15 protein-coding genes are annotated in these 16,516 nt (G+C 72.2%); 5 read left to right on the top strand and 10 right to left on the bottom strand.

What is annotated here, in order from left to right; translation table 11 throughout:
• Positions 1–64: 64 nt before the first annotated feature.
• The gene (gene leuA / locus OG625_RS26170; protein ID WP_329385801.1) at positions 65–1,828 is read right to left on the bottom strand and encodes a 2-isopropylmalate synthase; all 1,764 of its coding nucleotides are present in this window, start codon (positions 1,826–1,828) and stop codon (positions 65–67) included.
• Positions 1,829–2,194: 366 nt separating this feature from the next.
• Between leuA and OG625_RS26165 the strand changes: the two genes are divergently transcribed.
• The 4 genes from OG625_RS26165 (at position 2,195) to OG625_RS26150 (ending at position 5,216) form a co-directional block, all read left to right on the top strand.
• Complete coding sequence (locus OG625_RS26165) at positions 2,195–3,268, top strand: M4 family metallopeptidase (RefSeq protein ID WP_329385798.1); 1,074 nt, start codon at positions 2,195–2,197, stop codon at positions 3,266–3,268.
• A gap of 10 nt (positions 3,269–3,278) precedes the next feature.
• On the top strand, positions 3,279–3,557 hold the full coding sequence (locus OG625_RS26160) for a protealysin inhibitor emfourin (RefSeq protein ID WP_329385795.1): 279 nt from the start codon (positions 3,279–3,281) through the stop codon (positions 3,555–3,557).
• A 56-nt stretch (positions 3,558–3,613) separates the two neighbouring features.
• Positions 3,614–4,423, top strand: coding sequence for a GNAT family N-acetyltransferase (locus tag OG625_RS26155; protein WP_329385792.1), 810 nt, complete (start codon positions 3,614–3,616; stop codon positions 4,421–4,423).
• A 100-nt stretch (positions 4,424–4,523) separates the two neighbouring features.
• Positions 4,524–5,216, top strand: coding sequence for an SAM-dependent methyltransferase (locus tag OG625_RS26150; RefSeq protein ID WP_329385789.1), 693 nt, complete (start codon positions 4,524–4,526; stop codon positions 5,214–5,216).
• A 108-nt stretch (positions 5,217–5,324) separates the two neighbouring features.
• Here the strand turns inward: OG625_RS26150 and era are convergent, their stop codons facing one another.
• The 3 genes from era to OG625_RS26135 all read right to left on the bottom strand — a co-directional run bounded on the left by era (position 5,325) and on the right by OG625_RS26135 (position 10,058).
• The gene (era, locus tag OG625_RS26145) at positions 5,325–6,275 is read right to left on the bottom strand and encodes a GTPase Era (RefSeq protein ID WP_443067907.1); all 951 of its coding nucleotides are present in this window, start codon (positions 6,273–6,275) and stop codon (positions 5,325–5,327) included.
• Between the two features lie 1,226 nt (positions 6,276–7,501).
• Positions 7,502–8,800 carry a beta-xylosidase gene (locus OG625_RS26140; protein WP_329385786.1) on the bottom strand — a complete coding sequence of 433 codons (1,299 nt, stop codon included), beginning with the start codon at positions 8,798–8,800 and terminating at the stop codon, positions 7,502–7,504.
• A gap of 214 nt (positions 8,801–9,014) precedes the next feature.
• Positions 9,015–10,058 (bottom strand): GlxA family transcriptional regulator, encoded by a 1,044-nt coding sequence (locus OG625_RS26135; protein WP_329385783.1) that lies wholly within the window; start codon positions 10,056–10,058, stop codon positions 9,015–9,017.
• Between the two features lie 71 nt (positions 10,059–10,129).
• Between OG625_RS26135 and OG625_RS26130 the strand changes: the two genes are divergently transcribed.
• The gene (locus OG625_RS26130) at positions 10,130–11,440 is read left to right on the top strand and encodes an MFS transporter (RefSeq protein WP_329385781.1); all 1,311 of its coding nucleotides are present in this window, start codon (positions 10,130–10,132) and stop codon (positions 11,438–11,440) included.
• A gap of 27 nt (positions 11,441–11,467) precedes the next feature.
• On the opposite strand, the gene OG625_RS26125 is transcribed toward OG625_RS26130, so the two are convergent.
• The 6 genes from OG625_RS26125 to OG625_RS26100 form a co-directional block, all read right to left on the bottom strand.
• Positions 11,468–11,824, bottom strand: a complete 357-nt coding sequence (locus OG625_RS26125; RefSeq protein ID WP_329385778.1) for a cytidine deaminase — start codon at positions 11,822–11,824, stop codon at positions 11,468–11,470.
• A 182-nt stretch (positions 11,825–12,006) separates the two neighbouring features.
• Positions 12,007–12,369, bottom strand: a complete 363-nt coding sequence (locus OG625_RS26120) for an MmcQ/YjbR family DNA-binding protein (protein WP_329385774.1) — start codon at positions 12,367–12,369, stop codon at positions 12,007–12,009.
• A complete protein-coding gene (locus tag OG625_RS26115) occupies positions 12,366–13,670 on the bottom strand; it encodes a hemolysin family protein (protein ID WP_329385770.1) in 1,305 nt (434 codons plus the stop codon). The genes OG625_RS26120 and OG625_RS26115 overlap by 4 nt, the downstream gene beginning before the upstream one ends.
• A complete protein-coding gene (ybeY, locus tag OG625_RS26110; protein WP_329385767.1) occupies positions 13,667–14,164 on the bottom strand; it encodes an rRNA maturation RNase YbeY in 498 nt (165 codons plus the stop codon). Before ybeY ends, OG625_RS26115 begins: the two co-directional genes overlap by 4 nt.
• 13 nt (positions 14,165–14,177) lie before the next feature.
• Positions 14,178–15,218 carry a PhoH family protein gene (locus OG625_RS26105; RefSeq protein ID WP_329385764.1) on the bottom strand — a complete coding sequence of 347 codons (1,041 nt, stop codon included), beginning with the start codon at positions 15,216–15,218 and terminating at the stop codon, positions 14,178–14,180.
• Between the two features lie 126 nt (positions 15,219–15,344).
• Positions 15,345–16,442, bottom strand: a complete 1,098-nt coding sequence (locus OG625_RS26100) for a carbohydrate kinase family protein (protein WP_329385761.1) — start codon at positions 16,440–16,442, stop codon at positions 15,345–15,347.
• Between the last annotated feature and the right edge of the window lie 74 nt (positions 16,443–16,516).

The following is a 16,516-nucleotide window of genomic DNA, read 5'->3' as shown; positions in this document are numbered from 1 at the left end:
CGGAACCCCGCCCCTCCGGGAGGAGGGACGGGGTTCACCTACGAGGTGTTCACCTACGAGTGGGTCAGCGGCCCGCGCGGTTGACGGCGGAGATGACCGCCTTCAGGGAGGCGCGGGTGGTGTTGGCGTCGATGCCGATGCCCCACAGGACCCGGCCGTCGATCGCGCACTCGATGTACGAGGCGGCCACGGCGGAGGCACCCTCGCTCATGGTGTGCTCGGTGTAGTCCAGCAGGCGGGCGTCGACGCCGATGCCGGCCAGCGCGTCGAAGAAGGCCGAGATCGGACCGTTGCCGGTGCCGTCCAGAACGGTGTCCACGCCGTCCACGACCGCCTCGACGGTCAGCGTGTCCGTGCCGTCCTTGTCGGTGGTGGTCTGGCCGGAGCGCAGCTGGATGCGGCCCCACGGGTTCTCGGGGTTGGGCAGGTACTCGTCCGCGAAGACCTCCCAGATCGCCTTCGGCGTGACCTCGCCGCCCTCGGCGTCGGTCTTGGCCTGGATGATCCGGGAGAACTCGATCTGCATGCGGCGCGGCAGGTCCAGCTTGTGGTCGTTCTTCAGGACGTACGCGATGCCGCCCTTGCCGGACTGCGAGTTGACCCGGATGACCGCCTCGTAGGAGCGGCCGACGTCCTTCGGGTCGATGGGCAGGTACGGGACCGCCCACTCGATGTCGTCGACGGTGACGCCCTTGGCGGCCGCGTCGGCCTCCAAGGCGTCGAAGCCCTTCTTGATGGCGTCCTGGTGGGAGCCGGAGAAGGCGGTGTAGACCAGGTCGCCCGCGTAGGGGTGGCGCGGGTGGACCTCCATCTGGTTGCAGTACTCGCTGGTGCGGCGGATCTCGTCGATCTGGGAGAAGTCGATCTGCGGGTCGATGCCCTGCGAGAACAGGTTCATGCCCAGCGTGATCAGGTCGACGTTGCCGGTGCGCTCGCCCTGCCCGAACAGGCAGCCCTCGATGCGGTCGGCACCGGCCATCAGGGCCAGCTCGGCGGCGGCGACGGCGGTGCCGCGGTCGTTGTGGGGGTGCACGGAGATGCAGATGTGCTCGCGGCGGGTCAGGTTGCGGGCCATCCACTCGAAGCGGTCCGCGTGCGTGGACGGCGTCGAGCGCTCCACGGTGGCGGGCAGGTTCAGGATGATCTCGCGGCCCTCGGACGGCTGCCAGACGTCGCAGACGGCCTCGCAGACCTCCAGGGCGAAGTCCAGCTCGGTGTCGGTGAAGATCTCCGGGCTGTACTGGTAGCCGAAGGTGGTCTCGGGGCCCAGCAGCTTCTCGGCGTACTCCATGACCAGGCGGGTGCCGTCGACGGCGATCTGCTTGATCTGCTCCTTCGAGCCGCGGAAGACCACGCGGCGGAAGGTCGGGGCGGTCGCGTTGTACAGGTGCACGGTGGCGCGCTTGGCGCCGACCAGCGACTCGACGGTCCGCTCGATCAGGTCCTCGCGGGCCTGGGTCAGTACGGAGATGGTGACGTCGTCCGGGATCGCGCCCTCTTCGATGATGGAGCGCACGAAGGCGAAGTCGGTCTCGCCGGAGGACGGGAAGCCGACCTCGATCTCCTTGTAGCCCATGCGCACCAGCAGGTCGAACATCTCGCGCTTGCGTGCGGGGGTCATCGGGTCGATCAGCGACTGGTTGCCGTCGCGCAGGTCGGTGGAGAGCCAGCGGGGAGCCTTGGTGACGCGGGCGTCGGGCCAGGTGCGGTCGGAGATGTCCACCTGCTCGTACTGGCCGTACTTGTGGATCGGCATCCCGGAGGACTTCTGGCTGTGGGTCGCGTTGGTGATGGGCGTGGGGCGACCGACAAAAGGCTGCTGGCTCATGGCGTTGGGCTCCTCGCGTGTCCGCGTGTAGTTCGCTGGGACGGCCGACGGCGGTCGTAAAAACCGCAACACCAAACTCCGCGGGGAGGGGGTCGGCCTACGACTACAGACCCTCGCCGCGGCAGCTAAGGAGAAGCAGCCCGATACGCATGATGGGCCGAGCCTAACCGAGCCGCGCCGTAAGGCGAGGACGTGTTTCAGTATGCAAGACCCGAGAGTCCGATTTGTACCGAATGTGACCTAGACCTCCATTCTCCCACCGGAGTCGGTTCGATCCGTCAACCCGGCGATACGGCTTTCGGACATGCGAATGAATCATGGTCGCGGGTAGTGACACTGCAGTGACCCGCTGCCACATTTCCGGACATGAATGCCTCCCACGCTCACCGTCACCCCGTCTTCTGCACCGTCGTGCCGCCGCACCTGCTCGACAAGGCCTCCCTGTCCGCGGACTCCCGGCGCGCCGACCTCGCCCAGCGCACCCTCGAACACGACTCCATGCTGCGCACCCGCCGCCGGGTCACCGCCGTCCGCGGGATCGCCCCCGCGCTCGGGGCGCCCGTCTCCGACGAACCGAGCCGGACGATCTACGACGCCCAGCACCGCACCCGGCTGCCCGGGAAGAAGGTGCGCGGCGAGGGCGACCCGCTGGACAAGGACGCCACCATCAACCGGGCGTACGCGGGGCTCGGGGCCACGTTCGAACTGTTCCTGAAGGGCTTCGGGCGGCGCTCGATCGACGACTCCGGGCTCGCGCTGGACGCGACCGTCCACTACGGCGAGGAGTACAACAACGCCTTCTGGGACGGGCAGCAGATGGTCTTCGGCGACGGGGACGGGGACCTCTTCCTCGACTTCACCGTGTCGATCGACGTCATCGGGCACGAGCTGACCCACGGGGTCACCCAGTACACGGCGAACCTGGCCTACCTCGGCCAGTCCGGCGCCCTGAACGAGTCGATGTCGGACGTCTTCGGCTCGCTGATCAAGCAGTACTCCCTGGAGCAGACGGCCGAGGACGCCGACTGGCTGATCGGCGCCGGGCTGCTCGGGCCCAACGTCACCGGGGTCGCGCTGCGCTCGATGAAGGCCCCCGGGACGGCGTACGACGACGACGAGCTCGGCAAGGACCCGCAGCCGGCCACGATGGACGACTACGTGACCACCAACCGCGACAACGGCGGGGTGCACATCAACTCGGGCATCCCCAACCACGCCTTCTACGTCGCCGCCACCGAACTGGGCGGCAAGGCCTGGGAGCGGGCCGGGCAGATCTGGTACGACACCCTGACGGGCGGGGAGCTGGCCTCGAACGCCAAGTTCACGGACTTCGCCCGGCTGTCCACCGCCGCGGCCGCGGCCCGGTACGGGGACGGCGGCACGGAGCACCGGGCGCTGCAGAAGGCGTGGTCGGTGGTGGGCGTACCGATCGTGGGGTAGGACGACTGCCATGCGGATTCAGGTGGTGCGGACGGGCGGCTTCGCGGGCATCGAACGGCGGGCCGAGGTGGACACCTCGGGCCGCCCGGACGAGGACGAATGGCGGGCGCTGGCCGGGCGGGCGCTCCGGCCGGGCCCGCCGGGCCATTCCCCGGAGTCCCCGGCGGGCGTGCGGGACGGGTTCTCGTACAAGATCACGGTGGACGGGCGGACGGTGTCCTGTCACGACCCGAACCTCTCGGACGCGCAGCGGACACTGATCTCCCGGGTCCTCAAGGAGGGCGCCTGAAACCGGGCGCCTGAAACCGGGGTGCCGTGGCGACACCGCTTTGCTTGGATGTCCGGATGACAACGATCTTGGACTCGCTGGAGCGGTACTACGACACGGTGCCCCGGGTGGGCGGCGCCCGCGCCGAGGACTTCGGCCCGCTGACCCTGTTCGTCCAGGAGGGCGCGGGCTGGCAGTACTACGCGCGGCCCGCGCTCGGCGGCGCGGCCGATGCCACCCCGGCCGACGTGGAGCGGGTTCTGGAGCGGCAGCGGGAGCTGAAGGTCCCCGAGGCCTTCGAGTGGGTGGCCGAAACCAGCCCCTCGCTGCGGGCCCCGGTGGAGGCGGCCGGACTGGACGTCCACGCGCACCCGCTGATGGTCCTGGACGCCGAGGCGGTACGACTCCCCTCGCATCCCGGCGTACGCCTCCTCGACGCGGACGACCCGCTGCTGACGGCGGCGGTGACCGTCCCGGCCCTGGCCTTCAGGGTCCCCGGCACGGCGGTCGGCGAGGCCGGCCCGGGCGAGCTGGCGGCGGCGGTGGCCGACCCGTCGGCGCAGGAGCGCCGCGACCGGGTGTCCGGGATGCTCGCGTCGGGCCGCACCGCCATGGCGGCGGCCGTACGCGACGGCGTGGTGCTCTGCTCGGGCCAGTACATCCCCGTCGGGGACGTCGCGGAGGTAGTGGCCGTCGGCACCCTCCCGTCGGCCCGCCGCCAGGGCCTGGCCCTCGGGGTCACCGCCGCCCTGGTCGCCCGCGCCCTGGAGCAGGGAGCGCGCACCGTCTTCCTCTCGGCCGGCGACGAGGACGTGGCCCGCATCTACACCCGCATCGGCTTCCGCAGGGTGGCGACGGCCCTGATCGCGGAGCCCCCGGCGGCGTAGCCGCGTCGGCCGAGTTTGCCGTATCGGCAAGAAGGTTTGCCGGATGTCCCGGGCAGGCGGAGCATCGGAGGGACGCAGACCGCAGAGGAAGAAGGCCCCCATGCAGCAGCACGAGCACGCCCCGGCCCCCGCTCACGCCCACGTCCATGCCCCCGCCCCCACACCCGAGCCCGACGGGGGCGCGGAGTTCTGGGACGGCCGCTACAGCGAGAGCACCCGCATCTGGAGCGGCAAGCCCAATGCGCTCCTGGTCCGGGAGGCCGAGGACCTCACCCCCGGCCGGGCCCTGGACCTCGGGTCCGGGGAGGGCGCCGACGCCGTCTGGCTGGCCCGGCGGGGCTGGCGGGTCACCGGCACCGACATCTCGAAGGTCGCCCTCGGCCGGGCGGCCGAGCACGCCGCCGAGGCGGGGGTCGGCGACCGGATCGACTGGCAGCGGCACGACTTCTCGGAGTCCTTCCCCGAGGGGGAGTTCGACCTCGTCTCCGCGTGCTTCCTGCACACCTACGGGGACTTCCCCCGCGCCCGGATCCTGCGCACCGCCGCCGCGGCCGTGGCCCCCGGCGGAATCCTGCTGGTGGTCGGCCACGCGGGCGGACCGTCCTGGGCCCCGGACGCACACCACCCGGGGATCGAGTTCCCCACCCCCGAGGAGGTCCTCGCCCAGCTGGAGCCGGCGGAGGGCGCGTGGGAGGTGCTGCGCGCGGAGGAACACGTACAGGAGATGACGGGCCCGGACGGCCTTCCCGGGACCCGTCCGGACAACGTCCTCACACTGCGGCGGCTGCGCTAGCGACTCACGGCCTGCCGCCCGATCGGCCGACGGACGGAGTCCGGCGCGGCATGCCGAAACCCGGGAAGCCCGCCAGGGCCGAGCGGTGCGAGGCGTGCGTCGAGAGGATCAGAAGCCGAGCTTGCGGAGCTGCTTGGGGTCCCGCTGCCAGTCCTTGGCCACCTTCACGTGGAGGTCGAGGAAGACCGGGGTCCCGAGCAGCGCCTCGATGTGCTTGCGCGACTTCATCCCGACCTCCTTCAGCCGGGAGCCCTTCGGGCCGATGATGATGCCCTTCTGGCTGGGCCGCTCGATGTAGACGTTCGCGTGGATGTCCAGCAGCGGGCGGTCCGCCGGGCGGTTCTCGCGCGGGATCATCTCCTCGACGACCACGGCGATGGAGTGCGGCAGCTCGTCGCGAACGCCTTCCAGCGCGGCCTCGCGGATCAGTTCCGCGACCATGACCATCTCGGGCTCGTCGGTGAGGTCGCCCTCCGGGTACAGCGGCGGGCTCTCCGGCAGCATCGGCGCGATCAGGTCGGCCAGCAGCTGGACCTGGCTGTCGCCGACCGCCGAGACGGGGACGATCTCGGCCCACTCGAAGCCCAGCTCCTCGGCGAGCTGGTGGACGGCGATGAGCTGCTCGCCCACCACCTTGGACTCGACCAGGTCGGTCTTGGTGATGATCGCGATCTTGGGGGTCTTCTTGATCGCCGCGAGTTCCTTGGCGATGAACTTGTCGCCGGGGCCGAGCTTCTGGTCGGCCGGCAGGCAGAAGCCGATGACGTCGACCTCGGACCAGGTGGTCCGCACGACGTCGTTCAGCCGCTCGCCGAGCAACGTGCGCGGCTTGTGCAGGCCGGGCGTGTCGACGAGGACGAGCTGGGCGTCGGGGCGGTGCACGATGCCGCGGACGGTGTGGCGGGTGGTCTGCGGCCGATTGGAGGTGATCGCGACCTTGGTACCCACGAGTGCGTTGGTGAGGGTCGACTTCCCCGCGTTGGGGCGGCCGACGAAGCAGGCGAAGCCCGCACGGTGCGGGCTGGTGGACTCGGGGGAACGATCGCTCATACGGGCCATTCTCCCCGATGCGGCTCCCAGCGCCGACCAGGCCACGGTGACGAGGGCCACCAGGGCCGTGAGCAGGGGGTGAGCGGCGTACTCGGCGCTGCCCCGGGCGGTGGTCCCGTCGGCGCGGGCCCGGACGGTCACCTCGGCCCGTTCCACGGCGGGCGGGCCGTCCCAGCGGGCGCCGAGCCGGACCTCCTGACCCGGCAGCAGCTCGGCGGGCAGCCCGTTCAACTCGCCCTCGACGAGCGTCCGGCCGAGGGCCCCGGTGGCGGTGAGGGTGGCGCGGGGCCGGAGGGTGACGTTGCCGATGTTGTGGAGCGTGTACGAGATCTCCGCGCCGCCGCCCTTCTCCTCGACCCGAACCCCCTCGACGGCGAGCGCGGGGGCGGTCGGGCCGGTCACCCGCAGGTACAGCCGGGCGGCGACGGCCTGCTGCACGCCGATCCCCTGCGGGGTGGCGGCGGGGGACCGGTCTTCCAGGGCGACGATGGCGCCGGGATGATCACCGGGTTCAGCCCGCTCGGGGACGGTGAGGGTGAACCCGACGCTGACCGCTGAGCGGGCCGGGACGGTGACCAGCTCCCGGTCGAGCCGCGCCCAGGCGGCGGTGGCCCGGCGCGGCTCGTCGGGCCCGCGGAGGGCGAAGCCGCCATCGCGGGCGGTGTTGTAGGCGTCGGCGGCGTAGAGCCGGAAGGTGCGGGGGCGGTCGGTGCGGTTGGCGAGGGTGACGGCGTCGGTGACGGCCCCGCCTGGTGCGGCGGCGAGGTAGAAGTACGGCCGCTGCCCGACGCCTGTGGCGGCGGGCAGCACGGACCACTGCCCGTTGTCGGCGGCCACTGCCGTCCCGGCGACCCCGAGCAGCAGGGCGGCCAGCGCGAGCCCGGCCGCCACGTGCCGCAGGGCGCGCGCCGGCGCGGCTGCCGCTGCGCGGGGCCTTCCCCCACCCCGCCCCTTCCCGAAACCGGGCTCTGCCCGGACCCGGTCCTCAAACGCCGGACGGGCTGACCCCCCAGCCCCGCCGGCATTTGAGGCGCTGGGGGTCCCCCCAGCGGTAGCTGGGGGAGGGTCCGGGGGCGGAGCCCCCGAGGGGTCCGGGTCGGAGCCCCGGGAGCGGCGGCCGGGGTCGCAAGCCCCGGTTTCGGGAAGGGGCGGGGAGGCGACGGCCCCGCGCAGCGGCCCGCCCACCCGCACCTGCAGCCGCAGCCGCACCGGCACCCGCACCTGCCAGGCCCCCCTCACGACAGGGTCAGCGTCAGGACCGCCGTGTACGCACCCGGCGGGGTATACCGCGGAACCTCCAGCGTGACCCCCGCGTCGATCGTGAACGTCCCGCCCACCACTGCCGCGTCGGCAGTGGACGCCAGCACCGCCCCCTCCGGCCCCACCACCCCCGCACTCCCCACCGCGCACGCGCTGGGCCCGGCCACCACCACACACCGCGGGGTCCACGACAGCGAAGCCCCCGGGATCCGCACGCCGCCCGGCCCCGTGAAGTCGGTGACCTTGCCGATCAGGGACCACCCGGCGGGCCCGCCCCGCGCGTCGGTGACCGTGACCGTGCCGATCCGCCCCGGCGCCGCACCCCCGTCGCCGTACGGGACCGCCCCCAGGGTGATGTCCTCGCCGGTCTGGGTCATGGCCAGCACGCCCGCCTCGACAGTGGCGACGACCCGCTGGGAGGCGGTCGGCGCGGCGTCGATGACCGCGTACGCCGCCGGGCCCGAGCCCTGCCGTGCCGTCCAGGCCGCGCCCTCGTAGGCGACCACGGCCGTCGTCGCCTTGTCCGTGACCGCCAGCTCCGCCACCGCCACGCCCCCCGTGTCGGCGGTGGCGGTTACCCGGTCTGCGGTCTCCGCGGCGCCCGCCCGCCCGGCGACCGTCACGGCCGCGCCCGGGGCGAACCCGGCGGCGGTGACCTTGACCTTGGCGCCCCGCTTCCCGGAGGCCCCGGCGAGGAAGACGCTGCGCAGGTTGGCCGTGGGCAGCTCGCTCGCGCTGAGGCGCGCCGAGACCGGCACGGCGGAGGGTTCGGCTGCGGGGGTGCAGGTGGTGTCCAGGTCCACCGGGTGGCTGGTGTGCAGGGTGTACGCGCCCGGGGCGAGGGCGGTCTGCCCGGGGGCGGTGACGGTGAAGGTGCCGGTCATGGTGACGGCGGGCAGGGCCGCGCCCGCCTGGACGGGATCGTTCTGCTTGGCCCCGACCACGGTGACCTCCCCGCTCTGCGCGCCGGAGAGCAGGACCCGCCCGGTCGGGGTCAGCGCGTCGGCGGGCAGTTCGGTGCCCGCCGGGTTGACCGCGGGCGTGGTGGCCACGTGGTAGGTCACGGTGACGGTGTCGCCGACCTGCGGGGCCGGGTTGTCGACGGTGATCCGGGCGGTGGTCGGCCCGTCGGCGGGCGGGAGCCCGGCCTCCTGGGGCGGCAGGCAGTGCGTGGGGAACTCCACCTGTCCGGCCGGCCCACCGGTCGACACGCCCCCCTCGGCCGCCGCCGGTGCGCTCAGCGCACCCCCGCTCGCGGCCGCGAGCACGGCCATTCCGACGGCTGCCGACCATCTCCGGCCCGGCTTCCCTCTCCCGCTGCGCGCCCCTGTTCGCACTTCCCGCCCCCTGGGTTCCGTGCCGCCGACAGGGGGCCATTCACGAGCGGGCGGCGGAAGAAGTCAATGCACGGACCCCCCATCAACTGATGGCCCATCAGGAGATGGCGAGGTCACACGGCGGGGTCACACGGCGGGGTCGGGCGACGGATCAGATGACGGAGTCGGACGGCGGAGTCGGAGTCCCGCCCGCCGCCCGGAAGGTGCGCCGGTAGGCCGTCGGGCTCACCCCCAGCACCGCCTGGACGTGCTTGCGCAGCGACTGCGCCGTCCCGAAGCCGCTCTCCCGCGCGACCTGCTCCATCGAGAGCTCGGTCTGCTCCAGCAGCGACCGCGCCCGCTCCACTCGCCGGCCGAGGATCCACTGGCCGGGGCTGACGCCCGACTCCTCCCGGAACCGGCGCGTGAAGGTCCGTACGGACATGGACTCCTGCCGGGCCAGGTCGGTCAGCCGCAGCGGTTCGTGCAGCCGGTCCAGCACCCACGCGCGGGCCGCCGTGGTCGTGGCGAGCTGCGGCCCGGGCACGGGGCGTTCGATGAACTGGGCCTGCCCGCCGTCCCGGTGCGGCGGTACGACGGTCCGCCGGGCCACCTCGTTGGCGACGGCCGCGCCGTGGTCGCGGCGCACGATGTACAGGCACAGGTCCACTCCGGCGGCGACTCCCGCGGAGGTCAGCACGTCCCCGTCGTCGGTGTAGAGCACCCCGGCGTCCACCCGTACGGCCGGGAAGAGCCGCTGGAAGTGCTCTGCGGAGGCCCAGTGGGTGGTGGCCGGGCGGCCGTTCAGGTAGCCGGCGGCGGCCAGCACGTAGCCGCCGGTGCAGATGGAGACGAGCCGGGTGCCCGGCCGGATGTGCGCGAGGGCCGCGGCGAGCTCGTCGGTCAGTGTGCCGTGCTCGTGCACCGGGCCCAGCTCGTACGAGGCCGGCACCACCACCGTGTCGGCGGTTGCCAGCAGCTCGGGGCCGTGCTCGACGTGGATCGCGAAGTCGGCGTCGGTGCGCACCGGCCCGGGGGCGAGTCCGCAGGTGAGGATCTCGTACAGCGGCCGCCCTGCGGGGTCCTTCGCCCGGCCGAAGATCCGGTGCGGGATGCCGAGCTCGAAGGGGAGCAGCCCGGCGAGCGCGAGGACGACGACGCGGTGCGGGTACGGCTGCGAGTTCGACTCCGAGTTCGGCTTGGGCTTCGACTCCATGGCCCGATCGTAGCGAAGCATGACGGTCAGGCCACTGTCGTAGGGGGGTCCCCGGCGCGGAAGCTGTCCGAGTGACGCAGACAGCCCCCGCCTCCACGGCCACCACCCCACCGGTCCCCCGCAGGCCCGGACGCATCCACCGCGCCTGGTTCGTCGCGGCCGTCGCGTTCGTGACGATCATCGGCTCCGCCGGTTTCGCCTCGCTTCCCGGACTGCTCATCGAGCCTCTGCACGCGGAGTTCGACTGGTCGCGGGGCACCATCGGCCTCGCCGTGTCGGTGAACCTCGCGCTGTACGGGATCACCGCGCCGTTCGCCGCCGCGCTGATGGACCGCTTCGGCATCCGCCGGGTCGTGGCGCTCGCCCTCCTCGTCATCTCCGGCGGTTCGCTGGCCACGGTGTGGATGACGGCCGCCTGGCAGCTGGTGCTGTTCTGGGGCGTGCTGGTGGGCCTCGGCAGCGGCTCGATGGCCCTGGCCTTCGCGGCGACGGTGACCAACCGCTGGTTCACGGCCCGGCGCGGCCTGGTCACGGGCATCCTGACGGCGGCCGGGGCCTCCGGCCAGCTGGTCTTCCTGCCGCTGCTGGCGTGGCTGGTGGACCAGCACGGCTGGCGCCCGGCGACGGTGACGGTCTCCCTCTCGGCGCTGACCGTCGTCCCGTTCGTGTGGCTGCTGCTGCGCGACCACCCGGCCGATGTGGGGCTCGCACCGTACGGGGGCGAGTACGCCGCCAAGCCGGCCCCGGTCGCGGGCGCGGCCCGGCGGGCGGTGACGGTGCTGTTCAAGTCCGCCCGCACGGGGCCGTTCTGGCTGCTCGCCGGCACCTTCGCAATCTGCGGGGCCTCGACCAACGGACTCGTGCGGACCCACTTCGTACCGGCCGCCCACGACCACGGCATGCCGGTGACGGCCGCGGCGGGACTGCTGGCGGTGATCGGCGTGTTCGACGTGGTGGGCACGGTGGCGTCCGGCTGGTTCACGGACCGCTTCGACGCCCGGCGCCTGCTGGCCGTCTACTACGCGCTGCGCGGGGTGTCCCTGCTGCTGTTGCCCCTGCTGCTGGCGCCGTCGGTCCGGCCGCCGCTGATCTTCTTCATCGTCTTCTACGGCCTGGACTGGGTCGCGACCGTCCCGCCGACGATCGCCCTGTGCCGCGAGCAGTACGGGGACGACGGCGCGATCGTCTTCGGCTGGGTCCTGGCCTCCCACCAGATCGGCGCGGCGGTGGTGGCTTTCCTCGGGGGCCTGGCCCGGGACGTGTTCGGCTCGTACGACGTCGTCTGGTACGCCTCGGGCGCGCTGTGCGCGATGGCGGCGCTGATGTCGATGGCGATCCGGGGCCGTTCGCCCGGACCGGCCCTCACGGCGACGGCTCGCTGAGGAGCCGCCGCCGGGCCGCCTTGGGGCCTACGCTCCGGCGGGCGTCGTGGACTTCAGGGTGCCGTCCGGGGCGGCCAGCAGCACCGGGGTGTCCGGGCCGCCCAGGTCGCGTACGGCCGCGCGGTCGGCTTCGGCCGGGGCCTCGGCGGCGCTGACGACGGCCGCAGCCTCCAGGGACTGAGCCCCGCTCGCCACGGCCATCGCGACGGCGGTCTGCAGCGCGCTCAGCTTGAGGGAGTCGAGCTCCACCGTGCCGGCGACATAGGTGCGGCCGGTCTCGTCCCGCACCGCCGCCCCCTCGGGCACGCCGTTGCGGGCCCGGGCGCTGCGCGCGAGCGTGATGATCTTGCTGTCCTCGGGGTCGATCCCGGTGCTCTCGGTCATGGGCGAAAGCATATGGAGCGCCCCGGCCGGGCCGTGCAACGGCCCGGCCGGGGCGCCCTCCCCTCCACGCCCCGTTTCCCCCCGGGGACACCACAAACCTAAGCGGAACATAAGAAAACCCTGCGCTCCAAAGGTCCCGAGCCCTTGCGACCTTCGACCTTCCCCGATTCCGCTCCGTGAGATCAGGGCCGGTCGAGCCGCAGCCGCTCCGCCCTCGGCAGGCCCGCGACCACCAGGTCGTACGAGTCCTCCACCAGCTCCCGGACCATCTCGTCCGGCAGCCCGCCGGGCCCGCCCACGGTGACCGTGTTCCAGTGCCGCTTGTTCATGTGCCATCCCGGCACGATCGCCTCGTGCTCCGCCCGCAGCCGCACCGCCGACTCCGGCTCGCACTTGAGGTTGACCTTCAGCGGCTCGGCGTCCAGCGCCGACAGCGCGAACATCTTCCCCAGCACCTTGAACACCGAGGTCTCCGGCGTGAAGGGGAACTCCTCCACCGCCGCGTTGAAGCCCAGGCAGAACGCGCGCAGCTGCTCCGGGGTCATTCGCCCTCCTCGCCCTCGCCCGCGGCGGGGACCACGGGCTCCACGAGCACCGTCACGATCTTGTTCCGGCGCCCCGCCGGGGATTCGGCCGTCAGTCGCAGCGGTCGTCCGTCGGGCAGTTCCAGTACCGCCGAGGCCCCCGCGATCGGCACCCGGCCGAGCGCCTTGGCCAGCAGTCCGCCGACCGTCTCCACGTCCTCGTCGTCGAAGGCCTCGACCTTGAACAGTTCGCCCAGATCGGTGATGTCGAGCCGGGCCGTGACCCGGTAGCGGTCCTCGCCCAGTTCCTCGACCGGCGGCAGCTCCCGGTCGTACTCGTCGGTGATCTCGCCGACGATCTCTTCCAGGATGTCCTCGATGGTGACGATGCCGGCCGTGCCGCCGTACTCGTCGATCACCACCGCCACGTGGTTGCGCACCTGCTGCATCTCGCGCAGCAGATCACCCGCGTTCTTCGTGTCGGGCACGAAGACGGCGGGCCGCATCGCCGTCGAGACCAGGTCGGACTCGGACTCCCGGCTGATGTGGGTCTTGCGGACCAGGTCCTTCAGGTAGACGATCCCGACGATGTCGTCCTCGTTCTCGCCGGTCACCGGGATGCGCGAGAAGCCGGAACGCAGCGCGAGCGTGGTCGCCTGGCGGATCGTCTTGTACCGCTCGATGCAGATCAGGTCGGTGCGCGGCACCATCACCTCGCGCACCAGCGTGTCGCCGAGCTCGAAGATCTGGTGAACCATCCGGCGCTCGTCGTCCTCGATCAGCGATTCCTTCTCCGCGAGGTCCACCATGGCGCGCAGCTCGGCCTCGGAGGCGAACGGCCCCTTGCGGAAGCCCTTCCCGGGCGTGAGCGCGTTGCCGATGAGGATCAGCAGCTGCGGGATCGGCCCCATGACGCGGGCGAGCGGGACGAGGACGTACGCGGCCGCCGTCGCCGTGTTCAGCGGGTGCTGGCGGCCGATCGTGCGCGGGGAGACGCCCACGGCGACGAAGGAGACCAGCACCATGACGGCGATGGCCACGAGCAGCGCGGTCCAGTTCTCGCCGAACTCGTCGAGGCAGACGTAGGTGACCAGCACCCCGGCCGCCATCTCGCAGGTGACGCGGACCAGCAGCGCCACGTTGAGGTAGCGGGTGGGGTCCCCGGCGACCTGGGCGAGCTTCTCGCTTCCGCGCCGGCCCTCCCGTACGGCCTGCTCGGCGCGGAAGCTCGAAATGCGGGCGATGCCGGACTCCGCGCACGCCGCGAACCAGGCAACCACGACCAGCAGCACCGCTCCGGTGATCAGCTGGGGGGCGTTCACGAGACGGTCGGGGCCGGTGACGGACCGGTGATGCCGCGCTCGGAGCGCCAGCCGTCGACGATCGCCGCCTGGAGGCCGAACATCTCGGCCTTCTCGTCCGGCTCCTCGTGGTCGTACCCGAGCAGGTGCAGCACCCCGTGGACGGTCAGGAGCTGGAGCTCCTCGTCCATGGAGTGCTGCGTGGGTGCTTCCTCGCCCTGCTTCTTGGCGACCTCGGGGCAGAGCACGATGTCGCCGAGGAGACCCTGCGGGGGCTCCTCGTCGTCCTTCGTCGGCGGACGGAGCTCGTCCATCGGGAAGGACATGACGTCGGTGGGTCCGGGCAGGTCCATCCACTGGATGTGGAGCTGCTCCATTGCGTCCTCGTCGATGACGATGACGGAGAGCTCGGACAGCGGGTGGATCCGCATCCGGGTGAGCGCGTAGCGGGCGATGTCGAGGATCGCCTGCTCGTCGACCTCGGTTCCGGACTCGTTGTTGACGTCGATCGACATGGTGCGCTGGGTTCTACTTCCGCTGATGGCCGCCGGGGGCCTGCTGCTGGCTGTCGTCGTACTTCTCGTACGCGTCGACGATACGGCCGACCAGCTTGTGCCGGACGACATCCTCGGACGTGAGCCGCGAGAAGTGGATGTCCGGTACCCCGTCGAGGATCCGCTGGACCTCGCGCAGACCGCTCTTGGCGCCGCCCGGCAGGTCGATCTGCGTGACGTCGCCGGTGACGACGATCTTCGAGTCGAAGCCGAGCCGGGTCAGGAACATCTTCATCTGCTCGGCGGTCGTGTTCTGCGCCTCGTCCAGTACGACGAAGGCGTCGTTCAGGGTCCGGCCGCGCATGTACGCCAGCGGCGCGACCTCGATCGTGCCCGCCGCCATGAGCCGCGGGATGGAATCGGGGTCGAGCATGTCGTGCAGCGCGTCGTAGAGCGGCCGCAGGTACGGGTCGATCTTGTCGAAGAGGGTGCCCGGCAGGAAGCCGAGCCGCTCCCCCGCCTCCACGGCCGGCCGGGTCAGGATGATCCGGCTGACCTGCTTGGACTGCAGGGCCTGCACCGCCTTGGCCATGGCGAGGTAGGTCTTGCCGGTACCGGCGGGACCGATGCCGAAGACGATCGTGTTCTTGTCGATCGCGTCGACGTACCGCTTCTGGTTGAGGGTCTTGGGACGGATGGTGCGGCCGCGGCTGGAGAGGATGTTCTGGGTGAGCACCTCGGCGGGCGTCTCGTCCGGGCCGTTGCCGTTCTCACTCGACTTGAGCATGGCGATCGAGCGTTCCACTGCGTCCTCCGTCATCGGCTGCCCGGTGCGGAGCACCAGCATCATCTCGTCGAACAGGCGCTGGATCAGAGCGACTTCCGCCGCCGCACCGATCGCGCTGACCTGATTGCCCCGAACATGGATGTCGGCCTTCGGGAAGGCCTTCTCGATCACGCGCAACAGGGCGTCACCCGAGCCGAGCACGCTCACCATCGGGTGCGCGGCCGGAACGGTGAAGTGGGCTCGCGCCTGCCCCGGCGCCGGGATGTGGGCTGTCGATGTCTGAGTCATGGGCCGGCACTGTGGCCTGCACATACCTCCCGCTGAGGGGCCGCGCCGTTCGACGACCTCCGGAATACCAAGCCTACGACGCCCCGGCGGCATCCCCGAGAGGTTTTCTCCGCCGTGAAACGGGCGCTACGCGGAGTGCCGGAAACCGATCGTCGGCACCGCCCTGCGGCGCGCGGCCGGGGTCGACCCGCGGGGGACCAGGTCGTCCAGGAAGCCGTACCGGCCGCGCAGCTCCTCCGGGGCGGTCCGCCACCAGTGGGCGACCTCCGGCCAGCCGGGGGCCGACAGGGAGCCGCCGAACTCCTGGACCGACAGCGCTGCCGTCAGCCCGGCGAAGGCGAGGCGGTCCGCCAGCGGCCAGCCGGCCAGGGTGCCGGTGACGAATCCCGCCACGTACACGTCGCCCGCGCCCGTCGGATCCAGCTCGTCCACCGTGATCCCCCGGACCTGCGCCGTCTCCCCGGTGCGCCCGTCCACCGCGTACGAACCCTCCGCGCCCATCGTCACCACCGCGATCGGCACCTTCTCGGCCAGCGCCCGGGCCGCCGCCCGCGGACAGTCGGTCCGGGTGTACCGCATCGCCTCGCCCGCGTTCGGCAGGAAGGCCTCGCAGTGCTCCAGGTCGGCCAGGGCCCCCAGGTCCCACCGCCCGCTCTCGTCCCAGCCCACGTCCGCGAAGACCCGCGAGCCGCGCCGGGCGGCCTCCCCGATCCACTCCTCGCCCCGGCCCGGGCCCAGCGAGGCCACGGCCGCCCGGGCCCGCGGCGGGCACTGCGGGAACGGCCCGGGGCCCGCCGGGGGCGGTGCCTCGTGGCCGTGGGAGACCATCGTGCGCTCGCCCTCGTACGCCATCGAGACCGTGACGGGGCTGTGCCAGCCGGGGATGGTCCGCGACATCGAGAGGTCGATGCCCTCACCCTGCTCGAGCGCGTCCCAGCAGTACTCGCCGTAGTGGTCGTCGCCGAAGGCCGCGGCCAGCGAGGTGCGCAGGCCGAGCCTGGCCAGGGCGGTGGCCATGTTGGCGACGCCGCCGGGGCTGGATCCCATGCCGCGGGCCCAGGACTCCGTACCGCGCACGGGTGCGGAGTCGAGGCCCGTGAAGATGATGTCGAGGAACACCGTTCCGGTGAGGAAGACGTCGCAGCCGGGCTCGTCGGGGTCCCGCACCGGACCGAGCGGGTCCACTGCGGCTGAGGGGTCCTCGAAGCTGTCCCGACTGGTCACGGCGTGCTCCCCGTTCTGGAAGGGTCGTTTCTGCAGCGGAAAGCTGCCAGTCCCGCCCTCCTGAGCCAGGACCA

This window comes from Streptomyces sp. NBC_01351, from assembly GCF_036237315.1.
In the GTDB taxonomy this organism is placed as follows: domain Bacteria; phylum Actinomycetota; class Actinomycetes; order Streptomycetales; family Streptomycetaceae; genus Streptomyces.
The sequence above is the reverse complement of the archived record's forward strand: the minus strand, read 5'-3'. Positions and strand labels throughout refer to the sequence as shown.